The 637-nt window shown below is 61.7% G+C and carries 1 pseudogene; it reads right to left on the bottom strand.

Annotated features, from left to right (window positions below):
• Positions 1-455, bottom strand: a pseudogene (locus tag G7020_RS23800) (IS30-like element ISPsp8 family transposase); the annotation flags it as partial.
• Between the last annotated feature and the right edge of the window lie 182 nt (positions 456-637).

Raw genomic sequence — 637 nt, 5'->3', positions numbered from 1 at the left:
CCACCAGAGCGCGGCCGGCGCGTCGTCTTGCCTTGGCGCAGACAGATGATCAGCTCCTTACGCAGCTCACCCACTGGCAGGGCATAGATCGCGTTGTAGATCGTCTCGCGACAGACGTAGGCATCTCTGAGGCTAGGTATGTTCATGTGGCGCAGCTTGCCGGCAATCTGTTCGGGAGACAAACGCTCACGCAGCATATGAACCACCAGTTCGAAGCGCTCGCTCCCCGGCAGCAGCTTTCGGCTCGGTCGACAGACTTGGCGGCGGGCCTTCATCTGCTCCTGGGCCGCGCGGGCCGAGTAGCTGCCACAGACATCTCGATTGCGGCGCAGCTCTCGACTGATGGTCGAAGGAGACCTATTGATCAGGCGAGCAATCCTGCGCAGGCTGAAGCCCTGGGCGTGGCCGATTTGGATGGTGGCGCGTTCTTCAACGCTGAGTTCGGTATATGACATAGGGGCAGCACCGTACCGGAAAGGTCAGGTGTTGCACTCAGTTTTTGCCGCCGCCCGATCTTTCAGCAGGAAAGCCCGCTGGTCGATACCGATGCCAGCAACAAGGCCGCCGACGCCGATGCCGCCTTGCAGGAGCTGGGCAGCGATCAAGTCGCCTTCGGCTACCTCACCGCCACGGTGAC

The organism is Stutzerimonas stutzeri, assembly GCF_013522825.1.
In the GTDB taxonomy this organism is placed as follows: domain Bacteria; phylum Pseudomonadota; class Gammaproteobacteria; order Pseudomonadales; family Pseudomonadaceae; genus Stutzerimonas; species Stutzerimonas stutzeri_AK.
This window is presented reverse-complemented; position numbering and strand designations above follow the sequence as displayed.